The 19,819-nt window shown below is 60.1% G+C and carries 18 protein-coding genes; 11 read left to right on the forward strand and 7 right to left on the reverse strand.

Going from position 1 to position 19,819, the window contains the following annotated elements; genetic code table 11:
* Positions 1-33: 33 nt before the first annotated feature.
* From dapF to argH, 4 genes are read right to left on the reverse strand one after another with little or no spacing between them, the layout of a single operon-like run.
* On the reverse strand, positions 34-867 hold the full coding sequence (gene dapF, locus ELY25_RS16670; RefSeq protein WP_126952382.1) for a diaminopimelate epimerase: 834 nt from the start codon (positions 865-867) through the stop codon (positions 34-36).
* Complete coding sequence (gene lysA / locus ELY25_RS16675; protein WP_126952383.1) at positions 867-2,138, reverse strand: diaminopimelate decarboxylase; 1,272 nt, start codon at positions 2,136-2,138, stop codon at positions 867-869. Before lysA ends, dapF begins: the two co-directional genes overlap by 1 nt.
* A 21-nt stretch (positions 2,139-2,159) precedes the next feature.
* On the reverse strand, positions 2,160-2,282 hold the full coding sequence (gene lptM / locus ELY25_RS16680; RefSeq protein WP_126952384.1) for an LPS translocon maturation chaperone LptM: 123 nt from the start codon (positions 2,280-2,282) through the stop codon (positions 2,160-2,162).
* 11 nt (positions 2,283-2,293) lie between these two features.
* On the reverse strand, positions 2,294-3,697 hold the full coding sequence (gene argH / locus ELY25_RS16685) for an argininosuccinate lyase (RefSeq protein ID WP_126952385.1): 1,404 nt from the start codon (positions 3,695-3,697) through the stop codon (positions 2,294-2,296).
* A gap of 226 nt (positions 3,698-3,923) precedes the next feature.
* On the opposite strand from argH, the gene hemC reads away from it, so the two are divergent.
* Positions 3,924-4,868 (forward strand): hydroxymethylbilane synthase, encoded by a 945-nt coding sequence (gene hemC, locus ELY25_RS16690; protein ID WP_126952386.1) that lies wholly within the window; start codon positions 3,924-3,926, stop codon positions 4,866-4,868.
* Positions 4,865-5,671 (forward strand): uroporphyrinogen-III synthase, encoded by an 807-nt coding sequence (locus ELY25_RS16695; RefSeq protein ID WP_126952387.1) that lies wholly within the window; start codon positions 4,865-4,867, stop codon positions 5,669-5,671. Before hemC ends, ELY25_RS16695 begins: the two co-directional genes overlap by 4 nt.
* Before the next feature lie 73 nt (positions 5,672-5,744).
* Here ELY25_RS16695 and ELY25_RS17915 read toward each other — a convergent pair whose 3' ends face one another.
* A complete protein-coding gene (locus tag ELY25_RS17915; RefSeq protein ID WP_221885422.1) occupies positions 5,745-6,233 on the reverse strand; it encodes a hypothetical protein in 489 nt (162 codons plus the stop codon).
* A gap of 34 nt (positions 6,234-6,267) precedes the next feature.
* On the opposite strand from ELY25_RS17915, the gene ELY25_RS17920 reads away from it, so the two are divergent.
* Positions 6,268-7,287, forward strand: coding sequence for a uroporphyrinogen-III C-methyltransferase (locus tag ELY25_RS17920; RefSeq protein ID WP_236995758.1), 1,020 nt, complete (start codon positions 6,268-6,270; stop codon positions 7,285-7,287).
* On the forward strand, positions 7,284-8,546 hold the full coding sequence (locus ELY25_RS16705; protein ID WP_126952389.1) for a heme biosynthesis HemY N-terminal domain-containing protein: 1,263 nt from the start codon (positions 7,284-7,286) through the stop codon (positions 8,544-8,546). Before ELY25_RS17920 ends, ELY25_RS16705 begins: the two co-directional genes overlap by 4 nt.
* Positions 8,547-8,608: 62 nt before the next feature.
* On the opposite strand, the gene mscL is transcribed toward ELY25_RS16705, so the two are convergent.
* Entirely contained in the window at positions 8,609-9,118 is a 510-nt protein-coding gene (gene mscL, locus ELY25_RS16710; RefSeq protein ID WP_126952390.1) for a large-conductance mechanosensitive channel protein MscL, read from the reverse strand.
* Between the two features lie 348 nt (positions 9,119-9,466).
* On the opposite strand from mscL, the gene gbdR reads away from it, so the two are divergent.
* From gbdR to etfB, 7 genes are all read left to right on the forward strand, one after another.
* Positions 9,467-10,603 carry a choline metabolism transcriptional regulator GbdR gene (gbdR, locus tag ELY25_RS16715; protein ID WP_126952391.1) on the forward strand — a complete coding sequence of 379 codons (1,137 nt, stop codon included), beginning with the start codon at positions 9,467-9,469 and terminating at the stop codon, positions 10,601-10,603.
* A gap of 196 nt (positions 10,604-10,799) precedes the next feature.
* The gene (locus ELY25_RS16720; protein ID WP_126952392.1) at positions 10,800-11,777 is read left to right on the forward strand and encodes a dipeptidase; all 978 of its coding nucleotides are present in this window, start codon (positions 10,800-10,802) and stop codon (positions 11,775-11,777) included.
* 81 nt (positions 11,778-11,858) lie between these two features.
* Positions 11,859-12,392: a DUF5943 domain-containing protein gene (locus ELY25_RS16725; RefSeq protein ID WP_126952393.1), complete on the forward strand. Its 534-nt coding sequence runs from the start codon at positions 11,859-11,861 to the stop codon at positions 12,390-12,392.
* Positions 12,393-12,403: 11 nt separating this feature from the next.
* Positions 12,404-14,476: a dimethylglycine demethylation protein DgcA gene (gene dgcA, locus ELY25_RS16730; RefSeq protein WP_126952394.1), complete on the forward strand. Its 2,073-nt coding sequence runs from the start codon at positions 12,404-12,406 to the stop codon at positions 14,474-14,476.
* 82 nt (positions 14,477-14,558) lie between these two features.
* Complete coding sequence (locus ELY25_RS16735) at positions 14,559-16,580, forward strand: (Fe-S)-binding protein (RefSeq protein WP_126952395.1); 2,022 nt, start codon at positions 14,559-14,561, stop codon at positions 16,578-16,580.
* Entirely contained in the window at positions 16,577-17,854 is a 1,278-nt protein-coding gene (gene etfA, locus ELY25_RS16740) for an electron transfer flavoprotein subunit alpha (protein ID WP_126952396.1), read from the forward strand. The genes ELY25_RS16735 and etfA overlap by 4 nt, the downstream gene beginning before the upstream one ends.
* Complete coding sequence (gene etfB, locus ELY25_RS16745) at positions 17,844-18,653, forward strand: electron transfer flavoprotein subunit beta (RefSeq protein WP_126952397.1); 810 nt, start codon at positions 17,844-17,846, stop codon at positions 18,651-18,653. The genes etfA and etfB overlap by 11 nt, the downstream gene beginning before the upstream one ends.
* 227 nt (positions 18,654-18,880) lie before the next feature.
* Here the strand turns inward: etfB and ELY25_RS16750 are convergent, their stop codons facing one another.
* Complete coding sequence (locus ELY25_RS16750; protein ID WP_126952398.1) at positions 18,881-19,768, reverse strand: DMT family transporter; 888 nt, start codon at positions 19,766-19,768, stop codon at positions 18,881-18,883.
* Between the last annotated feature and the right edge of the window lie 51 nt (positions 19,769-19,819).

Below are 19,819 nucleotides of genomic sequence, written 5' to 3' on the forward strand. Positions count from 1 at the left end.
GTACTCCTTGAATCAGTTAAACGCGTCCATCAATCAATTTAGTGCGACGCGGCCGTCAAAGACCCGCGTGGCAGGGCCGACCATGATCAGCGATGCCTCCGGGTCCGGCCACTCGATGGTTAGCTCGCCACCGGGCAGGTGCACGCTCACCGGGCTTTTTAATAAGCCCTGGCGAATACCGCTGGCCACCGCCGCACACGCGCCGGTACCGCAGGCAAGGGTTTCGCCACTGCCACGTTCAAATACCCGAAGACGGATCTGGCTAGGCGACAGCACCTGCATAAAGCCGACATTGACCCGTTTGGGAAAACGCGGATGCGCTTCAACCAGCGGGCCAAGGCGTTCAACGGGGGCATGCTCAACGCTCTCCACTTGCAACACGGCGTGGGGGTTGCCCATGGACACCACGCCCACCTTGAGCGTTTCACCATCTACTTCCAGCGTATGTAGCGGCTGGTCGCCCTCAGCTTCAAAGGGTAGCGCCGCCGGGCTAAAGCGCGGCTGGCCCATGTCCACCCGCACCAGGCCATCGTGCTGAACATTCAGCACCAGCGGGCCACCGGCGGTTTCCACATGAATTTCGTGTTTATGAGTCAGGCGCTGGTCGCGAACAAAACGCGCAAAGCAGCGCGCACCGTTACCGCAATTTTCCACTTCACTGCCGTCGGCGTTAAAAATGCGGTAGCGAAAGTCCATTTCTGGGTCGAGGGGCGGCTCGACAATCAATAGTTGATCAAAGCCGATTCCGAAGCGACGGTCACCCAGCTGGCGAATCTGTTCTTCACGCAGCCGGGCACGCTGGGTCACCAGGTCCACGACCATGAAGTCGTTGCCCAGGCCATGCATCTTGGTGAAGTGCAAAAGCATCAGCGCGCTCCTTCGGGCAGCAGCGCTTCACCCGCCCAAAGGCTTTGCACGGTTTCCCGGGCACGTACCACATGACAGGTATCGCCATCGACCATCAGCTCGGCGGGTCGTGGGCGGCTGTTGTAGTTCGAGGCCATCACGAAACCGTAAGCCCCGGCCGAGCGCACGGCTAGAAGATCACCCTCGGCAATCGCCAGTTCGCGCTCTTTACCCAGGAAATCGCCGGTTTCGCAGACCGGCCCGACCACATCATACGTGGCGCTTTGCCGTGCATTGCGCGTATCCACCGGCACGATGGCCTGCCACGCCTGATACAGTGCCGGGCGAATCAAGTCGTTCATGGCCGCATCAACAATGGCGAAGTTCTTGGTTTCACCGGGCTTCAGAAACTCGACCCGGGTCAACATCACACCTGCGTTGGCGGCAATCGAGCGGCCGGGTTCGAACAGCAGCGTAAGCTTCTCACCGCCTTCCCAGCGTGACAGGCGCGTCAACAGCTTGCTGGCGTAGTCAAAGGGCTGCGGGGGCGTCTCATCCCGGTAGGTAACCCCCAGGCCGCCACCCAGATCCAGATGGTCGATCTCGATACCGCATTCGCGCAGGCGCTCCATGAGCACCAGCAGGCGCTCCAGGGCATCCAGAAACGGTGCGGTTTCGGTCAGCTGCGAGCCGATATGACAATCCATCCCGGTAACCCGAAGGTTGGGCAGGCTGGCCGCCAGGGCGTAGACATCAAGCGCATCATCCACCGCAATGCCGAACTTGTTGTCCTTGAGCCCCGTGGAGATATACGGGTGAGTGCCGGCGTCCACATCCGGGTTCACGCGTAGCGAAACCGGGGCGACTTTACCCAGCTCACCCGCCACGGCGTTCAAGCGCTCAAGCTCCGGGCGCGACTCCACGTTGAAGCACTTGATACCCACCTCAAGGGCGCGGGCCATCTCATGGGGCTGCTTGGCAACGCCTGAGAACACCACCTTGGTGGGGTCGCCGCCAGCGGCCAGCACACGCTCAAGCTCGCCTACTGAGACAATGTCAAACCCAGCGCCGAGCCGAGCCAGCAAGCCCAGCACGGCGAGGTTGGAGTTGGCTTTTACCGCGTAGCAAATCAGGTGCGGGTGGCTGCCCAAGGCTTCGGTATAGGCGCGGAAATGGCGCTCAAACGTTGCCTTGGAGTAGACGTAACAGGGCGTGCCGTGCTCTGCGGCAATCTGCGAGAGCGGCACGTCTTCGGCGTAGAGCACGCCGTCGCGATAGTTAAAGTGATCCATGAACCTGTCTCCTGCAGCCGCTTACCCAGCCTGTTCGGCAGCGCCGCTTTCGGGCGAATTATCGTCGGGGAGGTAAAGCGGTCCTTTCTGACCGCAACCGGCCACCAATAGCGCGATAAGCGCAATACATGCCAGCGTTTTCATGTCTGCGCCTTTCATACCTGCCCCTGGAGCGTTGCAAGCGCCTCGCGAGCCCGCTGGGCGGCAGCGCGTACCTGATCAGGCGCGGTACCGCCGATATGGTTACGTGCCGCCACTGAGCCTTCAAGGGTCAAGACGTCAAACACGTCCTGCTCAATGATCGTCGAGAACTGCTGAAGCTCTTCCAGGCTCATTTCCGACAGATCCTTCTTGGACGTCAATCCGTAAGCCACTGACTGGCCGACAATCTCGTGGGCATCGCGGAAGGCCACACCTTTGCGAACCAGGTAGTCGGCAAGGTCGGTGGCGGTAGAGAACCCGCGCCGCGCCGCTTCATACATGCTGTCCTTTTTCGGCTCGATGGCGGGCACCATGTCGGCGAAGGCTTTCAGACAGTCGCGCACCGTATCCACGGCATCAAACAGCGGCTCTTTATCTTCCTGGTTATCCTTGTTGTAGGCCAGCGGCTGCGATTTCATCAGCGTCAGAAGGCCCATCAGATGACCATAAACCCGGCCTGTCTTGCCACGCACCAGTTCCGGCACGTCGGGGTTTTTCTTCTGTGGCATGATCGAGGAGCCGGTGCAGAAGCGGTCAGGCAGGTCGATAAAGTCGAACTGGGCGCTGGTCCACAGCACAAGCTCTTCGCTCATGCGCGACAGGTGCATCATCAGGATGCTGGCGAAACTTGTGAATTCAATCGCAAAGTCGCGATCCGACACGGCATCCAGCGAGTTTTCCGCCGGACGCTCAAAGCCCAGAAGCTCGGCAGTCACGTGGCGGTCAATCGGGTAGGTAGTACCCGCCAGCGCCGCGGCACCCAAAGGCAGCACGTTAACGCGTTTGCGGCAGTCCAGCAGACGCTCGTGGTCGCGAGCGAGCATTTCCTGCCAGGCCAGCAGGTGATGGCCAAAGGTCACTGGCTGGGCGGTCTGCAAGTGAGTAAAGCCCGGCATGATGGTATCGGCTTCGCGGTCGGCAAGCTCGATCATGCCTTCACGCAGGCGTTTCAGCTCCACCTCGATGACGTCAATTTCATCGCGCATGAACAGGCGGATGTCGGTGGCCACCTGGTCGTTGCGCGAACGCCCGGTGTGGAGTTTCTTGCCGGTGATGCCGATCTTGTCGGTCAGGCGCGCTTCGATGTTCATGTGCACGTCTTCAAGGGGTACCGACCAGTTAAATTCACCACGCTCGATTTCACCCTGAATCTCGGTCAAACCGTTAATAATCGCGTCGCGTTCTTCGTCGGTAAGCACGCCCACGCGGGCAAGCATCGTGGCATGGGCAATCGAGCCCTGAATATCCTGACGCGCGAGGCGCTGGTCAAAGGTGACAGACGCGGTAAAGCGCGCAACAAAGGCATCGGTGGGCTCGCTGAAGCGACCGCCCCAGGACTGATTCGTAGCTTGGCTCATCGGAGGCATATCCTGCTGACAAAACAAAAGAGTCGATAGCGGAAAGTGTAACAGAGTCCTTGCCTGGATTGCTTGAGTTCAAAAGGCCGGCGTTTTCTCTCAGTGGCATTTAAACCGTTTGGTACTTATCTTAAATAAAGCCGCTGATTTTTACTGTGTGCTCAGGTGCTTTATGATGAGACCATCATAGCTTGACGCGCCGCGTCAGCGGCAAAGGGAGAATAACGTGTCATCCATCACCAAACTGCGTATCGCCACGCGAAAAAGCCAGCTGGCCATGTGGCAAGCCGAACACGTTCGCGACCGCTTGATGGCGGTACACGAAGGTTTGGAGGTCGAACTGGTTGCGCTCTCCACCAAGGGCGACAAGATTCTCGATACTCCACTTTCCAAGATTGGCGGCAAGGGGCTGTTTGTTAAGGAGCTGGAAGACGCCATGCTGGACGGCCGGGCGGATATCGCCGTGCACTCAATGAAAGATGTGCCGATGCTTTTCCCGGAAGGCCTGGGCCTTTCGGTAATTCTGGAAGGCGCCGACCCCACCGATGCTTTCGTATCCAACCATTACAAAAGCATCGATGAATTGCCCGAAGGCGCCAAGATCGGTACCGCCAGCCTGCGCCGCGGTTTGCAACTTCGCGAAATCCGCCCCGATCTGGAAATTCTTAACCTGCGCGGCAACGTGCAGACCCGACTGGCCAAACTCGACAGTGGCGAGTTCGACGCTATCATTCTGGCCACGTCCGGTTTGAAGCGTCTGGGCCTGGATGAACGCATTGCTCAAGCGCTTGCCCCGGAAGTCTGCCTGCCTGCCTGCGGTCAGGGGGCCCTGGGTATTGAGTGCCGTCTTCACGACCCCGAGCTGATCAACCTGCTGGCACCGCTGGATGACCCGGACACTGCCACCCGTGTACGCGCAGAGCGCGCCATGAACACGCGCCTTGAAGGTGGTTGCCAAGTACCTATCGCAGGATTTGCGGTGCTCGACAAGGCCAATGAGACGATCTGGCTGCGCGGGCTGGTGGGTAACCCAGAAGGCACCGAAGTGCTGCGCGCCGAAGGCAGCGGTTCGATCCATGAGCCCGAGGCGCTGGGCATCCGCATTGCCGAGGATCTGCTTGATCAGGGCGCGGGCGATATTCTGGCCGAGGTGTACGGCAATAACGTATGACGCAGCCGGTTCTGATCTGCCGCCCCGGCGAGCGCGGCGAGACGCTGGCCAATGCCTTGCGTGCCACGGGCACACCAGTTGAGTCTATGGAGGTCATGGCTCTTGAAGCCCTGCCCGAAGACCCCACCATGCGCAGCGTCTGGCTAGATATCGACCAGTATGACAAGGTGATCGTGGTCAGTCCGTTTGCGGCCCAGTGCCTGGGTGATGCACTAGACCGCTACTGGCCACAGCTGCCGGTCGGCATTGATTATTACAGCGTGGGAAGCGCCACGGCAGACATTCTTTTTGACCAGTTAGGTGTTCGGGTGCGCATCCCCCCCGCTGCCTCTGGACAAAAAGGGGTTGAAAATGAACACGGCGAAAACACCAGTGAGGCGCTTTTATCGCTCGCCTCGCTCAGAGATGTGACGCACCAGCAAATATTGCTGGTCGCTGGCGAAGGCGGACGTACGCTCTTGGCCGACACGCTACTTGAGCGTGGCGCCCAGGTAACGCGTATTGCTGTGTATCGGCGCGTTTTCAGGCCGCCTTCTGCCGCTATGCAGGCACGTCTTGCAACAGGCGATTACCGGGCGTTAATCGTCACCAGCGGCGAACTGCTTGAACATCTGGCAAAATGGTGTGATCAGGCAGCGTTGAACCAACCGCTAATCGTTTCCAGTCACCGTTTAGCTACACTGGCCGGTACACTGGGTTTTTGTGACCTCAAGGTGGCGTCGGGAGCAACGCCGGCTGCCCTGGCAGCCTCGTTGAAAAGGTCCTGCAACCCTAAGGGTGCCGATGTCGATCAAGGAACTTAATTAAGGGCTAGCGACAGATGAGCAAACAACCAAACGATCAGGAAGACGTACAAAAAACGTCCGCCGATGCGTCTCACGACAGCGTCAAGCCGGATGATACTGCCGCGTCAGCCTCAACCCCTCCAACCTCCGGCACGGAAGAAAGCAGCACGTCAGCCAGTCCGGCCACTTCACAGCCGTCCAGTTCACAGCAGACCAATGGCTCCACCAAGAACGGGCGTTCTCGGCGGCGCGGTAAAGGCGGTGGCCAAGGCCAGGCATCGTCCACTTCGCCAACCTCCCGTTCAACGGCGCCAGCAGACACCGTGACTTCCAGTGCCGTATCTTCCAGCACAGAGCCCTCGCGTGCCGAACCTGCTTCTGGCGCCTCTGGCAATGCCTCTGCTTCCAGCTCACCAGCAGACAGCCCAGCGGCATCCAGTTCAGCGACGCCCGGCGCGAGCAAACCGTCAGCCACCAGCACCACGTCCACAGCAACGCCGGGCAGCACTTCAACGGCAAAAAACACACCTCCTGGCAGCGGTAACGGCTCCTCTTCCACCCCGCCCAACGGTGGCGGCAAGCGCAGCGGCGGTAAAGGCGGACTGTTAGCGCTCGTGCTGGTACTCGTGCTGGCCGTTGCGCTGATTATTGTGGCCTGGCAGGGGTGGCAGCGCCTGGACAGCCAGCAGCAGCGTATCAATGAGCTGAGCCAGCAGGCCGAAGGTAGCGCCAGCCAGCAAGCGGTAAGCGATCTTGAGTCACGCTTTGAAAGCAGCGAAAGCGAGCGCGCGCAAGCGCTTGAAGGCACACTGGAAGAACTGCGCGGCGAGCTGGATAGCTATCGCAGTGACGTCAATAGCACGCTGGATGACGTGCTCAACCAGCTCTCCCAGGCTCAGGACACCGACGACCGTGACTGGCTCCACGCCGAAGCCGCCTACCTGCTGCGCCTGGCCAACCAGCGCCTGCAGCTTGAGGGCGATGTAGATGGCGCCGCAGCCCTGCTGCGCACCGCCGATGCCCGCCTGGCAGATGCCGATAACCCGGCCTTGACACCCGTGCGTCGTGAGATTGCCAGCGAACTTGCCGCGCTGGATGGCGTACCGCGCGTTGATCGTACCGGCCTGTATCTAGCGCTTAATGCTCAGCAGGAGCGCGTGGCGGGCCTGCGTCTTTCCCAGGAAATCGAAGAGCGTGCCGTTACGTCCGGCATCGAGCAGCCGCCTACCGGTACTTTTCAGCGCCAGCTGGCGCGCTTTGGCGAAGAGCTGAAAGACTTGGTGATGATCCGCCACCACGATGAAGCCATGGAAACCCTGGTAACCCCGGAGCAGGAATCTTACCTGCGCCAGAGCCTGCGCCTGATTCTTGAGCAGGCCCAGCTTGCCCTGCTCAAAGAGGAGCAGCCGCTTTATGAAGCCAGTATCGACAAGGCGCTTGAACTGATTAATGGCTACTACGACGTTGAACGTGATGCGACTCAAAGCGTGATCGAGCGCCTTCAGGAGCTCAAGCAGGCCGAGATTGAGCCCGAGCTTCCGGATATCAGCGCTTCCCAGCAGGCCATGACCAGTTTTATCGAAAACCGCTTCCGGTCGCGCCAGCAGAATGGCGAAGAGGGAGGTGATGCATGAGAAAACTCATCCTCCTGCTGGTAGCGGGTCTGGCCGTAGGCGCCCTGTTCGGGCACCTGATGATGTCGGTGCCCGGCTACTGGCTAATCCGGGTAGGTGACACCTCGATTCAGACCTCTTTTTGGTTCGGCCTGATCCTGCTACTGGCGGCGTTTATCGTGGTGCACTTTGCCCTGCGCCTGCTTAGCGGCATTATCCGTCCTGTAGGGCGTTTTCGTACCTGGAACAGTCGTGCCCGTAACCGCCGCGCCATGAAGCGTACCGTGCGCGGCCTGGTCGCGTTGACCGAAGGGCGCTGGAAAAAGGCCGAAAAGACCCTGGTGCACGCGGCTGATGACTCCAGCACGCCACTGGTCAACTATCTCTCGGCTGCGCTGGCCGCGCATTACCAGGGTAACCACACCAAGTCTCAGGAGCACCTTAACCAGGCCCAGCTCAGCACCGAAGGCGCCGACACCGCTATCGGCTTGATGCAGGCGCAGCTGATGATTGACCGTCAGCAGCCTGAAGAGGCGCTGGCGATCCTCAACCGCCTGGATAAAAAGCTCAACGATCACCCACAGGTGCTGAAACTGCTCAAGCAGGTGCACCTGAGCGTCAACGACTGGGAAGGTTTGCGCTGGCTGCTGCCGCGCCTGGCCGCACAAAAGCTGATTGCCCCGCAGGAGCGCGAGCAGCTTGAGTTCAAGGCCTACCGCGAGTTGATCCTGTTTGAAGCCAAGAACCCTAGCAATATCGAGCGGGTTCGCAGCCTTTGGGCGGATATGCCCGAGTATCTACGCGGTAATACCGAACTGATCGTGCTGTATACCGACGCGCTACTCCAGGCTAATGAAGAAGCCATTGCCGAGCGCCTGCTCAACCACTCGTTGGACCATCACTGGGATGCCCGTCTGGTCAAACGTTACGGCCTGTTGAATGTGCACGCGGCACGCCAGCTGGCCAAGGCCGAGAAATGGCTGCAGGAGCGTCCTAATGACCCCGAACTGCTGCTGACTTGCGGTCGTCTCTCGCTGCGTACCGGCAAGTGGGAGAAAGCGCTGGAGTACTTCGAAGCCAGCCAGCGTCAGCGCCCCAGTGGCGAAGTGTGTGCCGAGCTTGCCCGCCTGTATGCAAGCCTGGGCGAGCACAACAAGAGCCAGCTTTACTACCGCCATAGCGTGGAAATGCTTGCCAAGTCGCTGCCGTCGCTACCCCAACCTAGCGATGCCAGTGACAGCCAAGTTCCTGATACGAAAGCGGCTAAAAAACGCGCTTAACGCTTAACGAAAGCCAAAAAAAGGGCGCCCCTCGGGGCACCCTTTTTTGCGAAGCATCGCTACTAGGATGGCGACGATGCTGCCTTGAGAGATTGCTGCTCAGCTTCCGTGGGCAAGGGTAATTCTGACGTGCAGTGCCCGCAGCGGGTGGCTTTGATAGGCACTACCATAAAGCAGTACGGGCAAGGCTTCTCGACCGGGCTCTTGGGTGCTTCCACTTCTTCACGCTTTAATCGGTTGATCGTTCTGACCAGCATAAAGACGACAAATGCTACGATCGTAAAACTCACCACGGCGTTTAAGAACAATCCGAGATTCAGCGTGACCGCGCCGGCAGCCTGGGCAGCGGCAAGCGTTGGATAAGGGCCAGACGCGGCCCCTTCACGCAGCACAACAAACAGGTTGGAGAAATCAATTCCGCCCACCAGCAGGCCGATCACCGGGTTCATGACATCCCTGACAAGACTTTGCACAATCAGTGTAAAAGCGCCGCCAATGATAATCCCCACCGCCATGTCGATGACGTTGCCTTTAACGGCAAACTCTCGAAATTCCTTGATAAACTTGGCCATTGATATCTCCTTTCTTTACTTAGCTTATTAGCTTATAGCATTCGTGAATGTAAAACCTTTGGGTTTAATGACTTATTAACATGTCGTTTACCCATGAAACGAACGTTTCATTCATTACCGATGCCCGTCTTACGACCCCATTAATCGCTTCAATGGCGACTCCCAATGTTCTGTTTGCGACATCTGCTTAATTGCTTTTCAGATTGCTTTGTCAGTATAAGTGTCATTCGTGCCAATATGCAGACAAGCAGCATGTATCTAGCGCAGGGACTCAAAAACAAGACGCCAGCGACGTAGGACGATAATAAAAAGAAAACCAATGACGTTTAGGTGATAGAGGTAAAGACCATGACCATCAATCAAGTAAAAAACCCAACCGCAGTAGGTCACTCGAACGTACCCCAAACCCTCGGTTTTCTGCTGTTGGACAACTTCACCCTCATCTCGCTGGCGTCAGCGATTGAGCCTTTGCGCATGGCCAACCAGCTGGCTGGCCGCGAGCTTTACCGCTGGTATACCCTGACCCAGGATGGCTCACCGGTTCGCGCCAGCGACGGCCTCAATGTGACGCCGGACGCCTCGATCCATGCGCCGCTTTCGCTTGACTGGGTTGTCGTGTGTGGCGGGGTCGCCCCGCAGCACAGCGTTAGCCGCGAGCACATCCAGTGGTTGCAGGCTCAGTCGCGCCAACTACGACGCCTGGGAGCTATCTGTACCGGTAGCTGGGCGCTGGGTCAGGCGGGTTTGTTGGACCATTATGAAACCAGCATTCATTGGGAGTGCCTAGCCTCCATTCAAGAGGCTTTCCCGAAAATCGTGCTGACGACGCGGCTGTTCTCCATCGACCGTGACCGCTTCACGGCCTCAGGCGGCACGGCGCCGCTGGATATGATGCTCAACCTGATCGCCCACGATCATGGCAAGGAGCTCTCAGCGGGTATTTCTGAAATGTTCGTCTACGAGCGCATGCGCAACGAACAGGATCAGCAGCGCGTGCCGTTAAAACATGTGCTGGGCACGACGCAGCCCAAGCTGCTGGAAATTGTCGCCCTAATGGAATCCAATCTCGAAGAGCCGCTTGAGCTCGACGAGCTGGCAAGTTACGTCGATGTTTCCCGCCGCCAGCTGGAGCGGCTGTTCCAGCGGTACCTGCATTGCTCGCCGTCCCGGTACTATCTCAAGCTGCGCCTGGTCAGGGCGCGCCAACTGCTCAAGCAGACACCTCTCTCGATCATCGAGATCGCCTCGGTATGCGGTTTTGTTTCCACGCCGCACTTTTCCAAGTGCTACCGCGAATGCTTTGGCATCCCCCCGCGCGATGAGCGCCTGGGCATCCATACGCGTCAGAAAGCGTCGGAAAAAATACCGCCCCTGCTCAAGCATTGGGGTGCAGAACCTGCCAGCAACGAACCGGCCTCAAGCGCCCTGCTAGCCCTTGCCTACGCCCAGGGCGAACCCACCTTTGCCAGCGTCCCCCTCGCCTGACAGGTTTATCCTCGCTAATTAGAGAGCTGCCGTAAGGCGGCTCTTTTTTTGTACCGCTTTCCTTATCTCTTCGCCAGGCTTCCCACACAGGCATTTCCCGCGATGACGCTTTTGGAATTTCCGTCGTCGTTTCCAAGCGCAGACCGACACCACCTCAGCGCTATGCTCCTCACATAAACAATTCCGGAGCCTCGTTATGACCCCTGCTGAATTACACCAAGACGCCATCGTCATAGACGGTCTGATCATCGCCAAATGGAACCGCGAGCTTCTAGAAGACATGCGCCGGGGCGGCCTGACCGCGGCCAACTGCACCGTCTCGGTCTGGGAGGGGTTCAAGGCAACGGTGGATAACATCGTCGCCTCCAACAAGCTGATGGCAGAGTGCAGCGACCTGGTACGCCCGGTGCGCACCACGCGTGATATCACCCGCGCCAAGGAAGAGGGCAAGACCGGCATCATCTTCGGCTTCCAGAACGCCCACGCCTTTGAAGACCAGATCGGCTACGTCGAGATCTTTAAGCAGCTCGGCGTGGGCATCGTGCAGATGTGCTACAACACCCAGAACCTAGTAGGCACCGGCTGCTACGAGCGCGACGGCGGCTTGTCCGGATTTGGCCGCGAGATCGTTTCTGAGATGAACCGCGTGGGCATGTTGTGCGATCTCTCCCATGTGGGTGCCAAGACGTCTGAAGAAGTCATCCTCGAATCCAAGAAGCCGGTGTGCTACTCCCACTGCCTGCCGTCAGGGCTTAAGGAGCACCCGCGCAACAAGTCCGACGCGGAGCTCAAGTTCATCGCCGACCACGGCGGCTTTGTCGGCGTGACCATGTTCACCCCGTTTCTCAAGAAGGGCGTCGACTCCACCATCGACGACTACGTTGAGGCGATCGAGTACATCATGAACATCGTCGGTGAGGACGCCATCGGTATCGGCACCGACTTCACCCAGGGCCACGACCAGAACTTCTTCGAGTGGCTGACCCACGACAAGGGCTACGCCCGCCGCCTGACCAGCTTCGGCAAGATCATCAACCCGGAGGGCATCCGCACTATCGGCGAATTCCCCAACCTGACAGAAGCGCTTTTAAAGCGTGGCCTGAGCGAGTCCCAGGTCAGGAAAATCATGGGCGAGAACTGGGTGCGCACCCTGAAGGACGTGTGGGGCGAATAAGCTCGATACCCCGACGATTTTTAACCACCTGTTTTTTTTAGAATTTATTTTTGAACAACTATAAGTGCAAGGAATACGACCGTGACCACGACCGCCCCCGAACTCCCGATTGAAGTCGACAGCGAAACCGGTATCTGGACGAGCGATGCCCTACCGATGCTGTACGTTCCGCGCCACTTCTTCATCAATAACCACGTCGCCATTGAAGAGGCGCTGGGTGCTGAAAAATATGCCGAAATTCTCTACCACGCCGGCTACAAGAGCGCCTGGCACTGGTGCGAGAAAGAGGCCGAGCTCCACGGCCTGGAAGGCGTAGACGTGTTCGAGCACTACATGAAGCGCCTCTCCCAGCGCGGCTGGGGCATCTTCATCACCGAAGACATCGACCTGGATGCTGGCACCGCCCGCGTGCGCCTCGAACACAGCGCGTTTGTCTATCAGATGGGCAAGGTGAACCGCAAGATCGAGTACATGTTCACCGGCTGGTTCGCCGGGGCCATGGACCAGATTCTGGCGGCGCGGGGAAGCGAGATGCGCACGGTCGCCGAGCAGACCCAAAGCGGCGCCGAAGAAGGCTGTGAGTACGGCCTGTTTGTTGTCACGCCCGAGAACTGAGGATCGTCGCCATGGCATTCGAGGCACTGTTCAAGCCGATCCAGATCGGCAGCCAGACCATTCGTAACCGTGTGGTCAGTACGGCTCACGCCGAGGTCTACGCTACCGACGGTGGCATGACCACGGACCGCTACGTCAAATACTACGAAGAGAAAGCCAAGGGCGGCTGTGGCTTGTGCATCTGTGGCGGCTCGTCGATCGTTTCCATCGACAGCCCCCAAGGCTGGTGGAGCTCGGTCAACCTCTCGACCGACCGCATCATCCCGCACTTTCAGAATTTGGCCGACGCCGTGCACAAGCACGGTGGCAAGATCATGATCCAGATCACCCATATGGGCCGTCGCTCGCGCTGGGATGGCTACGACTGGTCGACGCTGGTTTCGCCGTCGGGCATCCGCGAGCCGGTTCACCGTTCGACCTGCAAGACCATCGAGGTCGAAGAGATTCACCGCATCATCTACGACTTCACCCAGGCCGCACGCCGGGCGAAGGAAGGCGGCCTGGACGGCGTCGAGCTCTCCGCCGTGCACCAGCATTTGATCGACCAGTTCTGGAGCCCGCGGGTCAACAAGCGTACCGACGAATGGGGTGGCAGCTTTGAGAACCGCATGCGCTTTGGCATGGAGGTGCTCAAGGCCGTACGCGCCGAGGTGGGCGACGATTTCGTGGTGGGCATGCGCATCACCGGCGACGAGTTCCACCCAGACGGCCTGACCCACGAGGACATGAAGCAGATCGCCGCGTATTACGATGCCACTGGCATGGTTGATTATTTCGGGGTGGTGGGCTCGGGCTGCGATACCCACAATACGCTCGCCAACGTCATTCCCAACATGTCATTTCCGCCGGAGCCCTTCCTGCACCTAGCCTCCGGCATCAAGGAAGTGGTCAACGTTCCAGTCATTCACGCCCAGAACATCAAGGACCCCAACCAGGCACAGCGTATTCTGGAAGGCGGCTACGTGGACCTGGTCGGCATGACCCGCGCCCACATCGCCGACCCGCACCTGATCGCCAAGATCAAGATGGGCCAGATCGATCAGATCAAGCAATGCGTGGGTGCCAACTACTGCATCGATCGCCAGTATCAGGGCCTCGACGTGCTGTGCATCCAGAACGCCGCAACCTCACGCGAGTACATGGGCCTGCCGCACATCATCGAGAAGAGCGAAGGCCCCAAACGCAAGGTGGTCGTCGTGGGCGGTGGCCCGGCGGGTATGGAAGCGGCGCGGGTATGCGCCGAGCGTGGCCACGACGTGACGCTTTTCGAAGCCAACGAGCAGATCGGCGGCCAGATCACCATCGCATCCAAAGCGCCCCAACGTGACCAGATTGCCGGTATCACACGCTGGTATCAGCTTGAGCTCAACCGTCTTGAGGTGGATCAGCGCCTGGGCACCAGGGCCGATGAGGCAACCATCCAGGACCTGCGCCCGGATGTGGTGATTCTGGCCACCGGCGGGCAACCGTTCCTTTCGCAGGTGCCGGAATGGGGTTACGACAGCGATAAAGACAAGAGCCTTGTGGTCAGTACCTGGGACATTCTCAACGGTACGGTGGCGCCAGGCAAAAACGTGCTGATCTTTGACACCATCTGCGAGTTTTCCGGCGTTTCCGCGGCGGACTACCTGGCCGACAAGGGATCAAAAGTCGAGATCGTTACCGACGATATCAAGCCAGGTGCGGCGGTAGGGGGCACGACCTTCCCCACTTACTACCGCAGCCTGTACGACAAAGAAGTCATCATGACCTCGGATCTCGCGCTGCATAAGGTCTACCGCGAAGGCGATTCGCTAGTCGCAGTGCTCGAAAACGAGTACACCGGCGCGCTGGAGGAGCGAGTGGTGGATCAGGTGGTGGTTGAAAACGGCGTTCGCCCGGATGAAGCGCTCTATTACAGCCTCAAGGAGCAGTCGCGTAACAAAGGCCAGATGGATCTCGAAGCGCTCTACGCGATCAAGCCCCAGCCCTGCCTACAAGAGACCGGCGATGGCTTCGCGCTGTTCCGTCTGGGTGACTGCACGGCGCCACGCAACACGCATGCGGCCATCTACGATGCGCTGCGGCTTTGCAAGGACTTCTGACAATAACGCTGTAAGCTGAACGTCATGGGCCGCACGGCTCATGACGTTTTGTACTTACGGTGTCTCTGAGAGGAGAGACGCCATGCTTGATACCCTTCTGCCGATTCTGCTGTTTTCTGCGCTCGCGCTTGCCGCCATCGGTGCCGTGCGCCGGGTGCGCCTGTGGCGCCAGGGGCGCCCCTCTTCCGTTCCCGTAATCAAAGGGTTGATGCAGGTACCCAGACGCTACCTGGTCGACCTGCACCACGTCGTCGAGCGGGACAAGTACATTTCACACACCCACGTGGCCACTGCCGGCGGCTTTGTGCTGGCCGCGTTACTGGCTATCGTGGTTCACGGCTTTGGCCTGAACAGCACGATTCTTGCCTGGGTGCTTCTGGCCGCCACCATCAGCATGTTCATAGGCAGCCTGCTGGTCGCCAAACGGCGCAGCCCGCCGCCCTCACGGCTCTCCAAGGGCCCGTGGATGCGCCTGCCCAAGAGCCTAATGGCCTTCTCGATCGGCATGTTCGTGGTGACACTGCCCACCGCCGGGATCCTGCCGGAAGGCATTCTCCAGAGTGGCGTGGGCTGGATCGCCGCGTTCGTGCTGGCGGCCATCATCGTCTGGGGGCTTGGCGAGATGTTCTTCGGCATGACCTGGGGCGGGCCGATGAAGCACGCCTTCGCCGGCGCCCTGCACCTCGCTTTTCACCGCCGCCCCGAGCGCTTTTCCGACGGCACGGGCGGTGAGCATCGCTCCACCGGCCTGAAAGCGCTGGCGCTTGACGACGACAGCGCCAAGCTCGGCGTGGAAAAGCCCGCTGACTTCACCTGGAACCAGTTGCTGGGTTTTGACGCCTGCGTACAGTGCGGTCGCTGCGAAGCCATGTGCCCGGCCTTTGCCGCTGGCCAGCCGCTCAACCCGAAAAAACTGATTCAGGACATGGTGGTCGGCATGGCTGGCGGCAGCGATGCCCACTACTACGGCTCGCCCTACCCCGGCAAGCCGGTGGGCGAGCATGCTGGTACGCCCCACGGGCCGATTGTGAATCGTGCGGGCGGCGCGCTGGTAGATGCCGAAACGCTGTGGTCGTGCACCACTTGCCGCGCCTGCGTTGAAGAGTGCCCGATGATGATCGAGCACGTCGATGCCATCGTTGACATGCGCCGTTTCCTGACGCTTGAGCACGGCAACACGCCCAACAAGGGCGCCGAAGTGCTGGATAACCTGATTGCCACGGACAACCCGGGCGGCTTTGATCCTGACTCGCGCCTGCACTGGGCAGCGGACTTGAACCTGCCTTTAATGGCGGACAAGCGCGAGGCGGATGTGTTGTTATGGCTGGGCGACGGCGTCTTCGACATGCGCAACCAGCGCACCCTGCGCGCCTTTATTAGCGTGCTGCGCGCCGCTAACGTCGACTTTGCCGTGCTGGGTACCGAGGAGCGCGACAGCGGCGACGTGGCCCGGCGCCTGGGTGATGAAGCCACCTTCCAGAGCCTGGCCAAACGCAATATCAGAACGCTCAGCCATTACCGCTTTTCGCGCATCGTCACCTGCGACCCGCACAGCTTCCACGTGCTGAAAAACGAGTACGGCGAGCTTGGAACGCCGGAGGCGCCCGCCGACTACCATGTGCAGCACCACAGTACCTATATCAACGAGCTGGTGGTCGCCGGTAAGCTCACCTTCAAGGCCTGGAAAGGCGGCAGCGTAACCTACCACGACCCCTGTTATCTCGGCCGCTACAACGGTGAATATGAAGCGCCACGGGACGTGCTCCGTGCACTCGGCATCGAAGTAAAAGAGATGGTCCGCTCCGGCTATCGCTCGCGCTGCTGCGGCGGTGGCGGCGGCGCGCCGATTACCGATATCCCTGGTAAGCAGCGGATTCCCGATATGCGTATGGAAGATGTTCGCGAAACCGGTGCTGACCTGGTCGCGGTGGGCTGCCCGCAGTGTACCGCCATGCTCGAAGGCGTGGTGGAACCCCGCGCCGATATCAAGGATATCGCCGAACTGGTCGCCGATGCTTTGATCATCAAAATGCCTGACGAAAAGGCGACCCAAAGCAAGGCGGCTCCAACCGTGTCGCGTACCGCCGAGGAGGTAATGCCATGAGCGAACTTGTTCGTCGTGACCCGCGAAAAGAGTGGATCGCCCGCAACCGCCTGCACCCACAGCACCTTGAAGTGCTGGCCGAACTAGGTGGTGGCGCGGTGGCCAATGAATGGATGGGGCCTAACGGCGTAATGCGCCGCAACCCGCATGCGGTCGGTTTTATAGGTCCCAACGGCATTCGGCGTATTGATCGTAGCGGCGCCCAGCAGGCAGCTCAGGCTCCGGGACGCAGCGTTGAAGCCAAGGATGCACGGCGACACGTGGCTATCGATACGCCAGCATTTATGATCGCGGTGGTGCCGGATATGGCTGGTGGGCGTCTTTCATCCCATGATCGCGATTTACTTGGACTTGCTCGCCAGTTGGCCGACGCTGATCCGGCCCAGCCAGGCGCCGTGCTGGCGATCGTCTTTGGCGAACATAAAGAAACCACCTTTGGCGAGGCAGGCATTGACCGGTTAATGCACTTGGAGGGCGAGCGCTTCTCGGGCTATCTGCCGGAGCTTAGCGTCGCTACCCTGCAGGGCGTGGATCGTGAAATGGCGCCCCGCTACTGGCTGCTGCCCGACTCCAACGTCGGCGGCGAGCTAGGCCGGCGCCTCGCCGCGCGACTTGGCGAGCGCCCGGCCGCTCAGGTCTGGCAGGTCGAGGCAGATGCTGAAAGCGCGACCGGCTGGCGCTGTACCGCACGCGGCGCGGCGGGTAGAAATGATATTAGCCGCACTCTGCCCCGTATCGTATTGGCCCTGGCCGAGTGCGCCGACCCGGTCAGCGAAACCCGCCACGCGGCTGAGCCGATCAAGCTTTCAAATGGGCTTCCCGATGTGCTCGGACGTATTGAGGACATGGGCGAAGTGGCGGTTGACCCGGCCAGCGTATCGCTCGCTGAAGCTGAATTTATCCTCTCGGCAGGTAACGGCGTCAAAGATTGGGACAGCTATCACTACGCCGCCGACGTGCTCGGCGCCACAAAGGGGGCATCGCGGGTGGCGGTGGACGACGGCTACATGCCCCGTGACCGCCAGGTGGGTGCCACCGGCACCTGGGTCTCTGCCCGGGTCTACGTGGCGGTGGGAATCTCCGGCGCCATTCAACACCTGCAGGGCATTCAGAGCTGCGACAAGGTGGTGGCCATCAACCTCGACGAAGGCTGCGACATGGTCAAGCGCGCCGATCTTGCCGTGATCGGTGATGCCAGTGCGGTGCTTGCTGCATTGGTGAAACGCGTCGAGCAGTACCGCTTTGAGCAGCAGGAGAATCGCGATGCCGCATAATGCCAAGTCAACAGCGTCTGTCGGGCTGAACGTGGCCGTCCTGGTCTCCATCGGGCGCCACCCGCTGACCGCGCGCACGCGTCGCGCCGACCAGGACGCCCGGGCAGTGGAAATGGCCTTGACCCTGGAAGGCGCCTCGGTCAGCCTGCTGCACGCCGGCCAGCAGGAGCACGAGCACGAAGAAGCCATTCGCGGCTATCTAGGTATGGGGATCGATACCGTCAGCCTGATCCAGCAGCAATCCCAGGCCGATGTCGTGCCAGCGCTGGCCAATGCACTACGCACAGGCGCCCCGCAGCTGGTATTGACCGGCACGCGCGCCGAAACCGGCGAAGCTTCGGGCGTGCTGCCCTACCTTCTAGCCGAAGCTTTGGGCTGGCCGATCATCACCGGCCTGGCGGCAGTCGAAAAGGTCGAACAAGGCATGGCTACGGTGCTACAAGCCCTGCCGCGCGGCAAACGCCGCCGCCTGCGCATTCGCCTGCCGGCGATTGCCACCGTGGACAGCAGCGCCCCCGCCGCACGTCAGAGCGCCTTCGGTCCGGCCAAACGAGGCGCGTTCGAACACCTTGATGCGACAAGCGAAATCGACGAAGCGCTCGCCGCGTGGCAGGTTCAGCCGGCTCGCAAGCGGCCCAAGCGGCTCAAGATCGTCAAATCCTCCTCGGCGCGCGACCGCTTCAAGGCGGCCGCCGCCAAGGCCGACGGCGGCAGTGGGCAAACGCTTTCTGATGTCACCCCGGAACAGGGCGCCGAAGCGATCTTCAAGCTGCTCAAGGAGGAAGGGGTACTGCGTTAGTCGCCTCATCGGATTGCCTTGAAACCACGTCGGCCCATCTTTTAGGTGGGCCGACGTACGTCACTAGACAGCACGGATCCGGCGCCGGGCGCGGGCAACCCTACGCGGGGGCGCCATGATGGCGAAAGCACCCCGCTACGGGTTACCCGCGCCCTCCAGCGACTATACTTTTGAGCGCACAAACGCTATTCAAACAAGCTTTATGGCATTGCTTGTTGGATTTAACGCTACTTCCCCACAAACCCCGGGTAGAGCCGCAGACGCTGCCTTTCCCGGTGCAGACCAATGCCCGCGTGCACGATCAGCACGGTAATGACCACCGCCCCACCCGCCAACGTCGAAACCGTAGGCTCCTCGCCCAGCAGCCACCACACCCACAGCGTGCCCAGCGCGGTTTCTACCAGGTAGAAAAGCGCCACTTCTGTGGACGGCAGGTAGCGGGTAGCGCTATTGATCAGCACGGTAGCCAGCGGCATCTGGATAAGCCCCATTACAGCGAGTACGCCGTAGCGCGGGACATCCAGCGAAAACGGCGCGGCCAAGGGCAATGCGATGGCCGCAGAAAGCAAGCCCCCGCCGGCAATCACCACGATACGGTCAATATCTGGATAACGACGCAGCACCGTCAGGTTGCCCCCGATCGCCAGAGCCGCGGCCAGGGCGTACAGATTACCCACCAGCATCCCCTTGGCGCCCTCGCCCATAAAGACCAGGCTCATGCCCAGCATGCAGATGGCAATTGCCACCAGCGTTCGCAAGGCGACACGCTCTTTGAGAAACACCCGTGAAAACAGCGCAGCGAACAGAGGCGCGGTGCTAAGGATCACCACCACATTGGCTACGTTGGCGTTCATCACCGCAAGTACGAAGAGCGCTGAAATCAGCCCCAGCAGTATTGCCGAGACCAGCGAGGAGAATGGATTGGCGCGCAGCCTGACCAGCCGATTGCCTGCAAGGCACAACAGGCCCAGCACGCTGAACATCAGAAAGCCGCGCCAGAACACGATGGTCCACCCATCGGTATCAGCCAGGCGAATCAGCAGACCATCGAAGCTGAGAAACACCACGCCCAGTATCACCATAAGCAGACCGCGTTGGTAAGGACTTACCGGCATTACATTGTCTCCCGGTTGGCAAAAAAGATAACCGCCCGCCCAATGGGCGAG

The organism is Vreelandella populi (assembly GCF_003989825.1).
GTDB lineage: Bacteria > Pseudomonadota > Gammaproteobacteria > Pseudomonadales > Halomonadaceae > Vreelandella > Vreelandella populi.

Bases quoted from the DNA above. Each gene is read 5' to 3' on its own strand.
- dapF (WP_126952382.1), bottom strand. From the start codon at position 867: ATGCTTTTGCACTTCACCAAGATGCATGGCCTGGGCAACGACTTCATG.
- lysA (WP_126952383.1), bottom strand. From the start codon at position 2,138: ATGGATCACTTTAACTATCGCGACGGCGTGCTCTACGCCGAAGACGTG.
- lptM (WP_126952384.1), bottom strand. From the start codon at position 2,282: ATGAAAACGCTGGCATGTATTGCGCTTATCGCGCTATTGGTGGCCGGT.
- argH (WP_126952385.1), bottom strand. From the start codon at position 3,697: ATGAGCCAAGCTACGAATCAGTCCTGGGGCGGTCGCTTCAGCGAGCCC.
- ELY25_RS16695 (WP_126952387.1), top strand. From the start codon at position 4,865: ATGACGCAGCCGGTTCTGATCTGCCGCCCCGGCGAGCGCGGCGAGACG.
- ELY25_RS16705 (WP_126952389.1), top strand. From the start codon at position 7,284: ATGAGAAAACTCATCCTCCTGCTGGTAGCGGGTCTGGCCGTAGGCGCC.
- mscL (WP_126952390.1), bottom strand. From the start codon at position 9,118: ATGGCCAAGTTTATCAAGGAATTTCGAGAGTTTGCCGTTAAAGGCAAC.
- gbdR (WP_126952391.1), top strand. From the start codon at position 9,467: ATGACCATCAATCAAGTAAAAAACCCAACCGCAGTAGGTCACTCGAAC.
- ELY25_RS16720 (WP_126952392.1), top strand. From the start codon at position 10,800: ATGACCCCTGCTGAATTACACCAAGACGCCATCGTCATAGACGGTCTG.
- dgcA (WP_126952394.1), top strand. From the start codon at position 12,404: ATGGCATTCGAGGCACTGTTCAAGCCGATCCAGATCGGCAGCCAGACC.
- ELY25_RS16735 (WP_126952395.1), top strand. From the start codon at position 14,559: ATGCTTGATACCCTTCTGCCGATTCTGCTGTTTTCTGCGCTCGCGCTT.
- etfA (WP_126952396.1), top strand. From the start codon at position 16,577: ATGAGCGAACTTGTTCGTCGTGACCCGCGAAAAGAGTGGATCGCCCGC.
- etfB (WP_126952397.1), top strand. From the start codon at position 17,844: ATGCCGCATAATGCCAAGTCAACAGCGTCTGTCGGGCTGAACGTGGCC.
- ELY25_RS16750 (WP_126952398.1), bottom strand. From the start codon at position 19,768: ATGCCGGTAAGTCCTTACCAACGCGGTCTGCTTATGGTGATACTGGGC.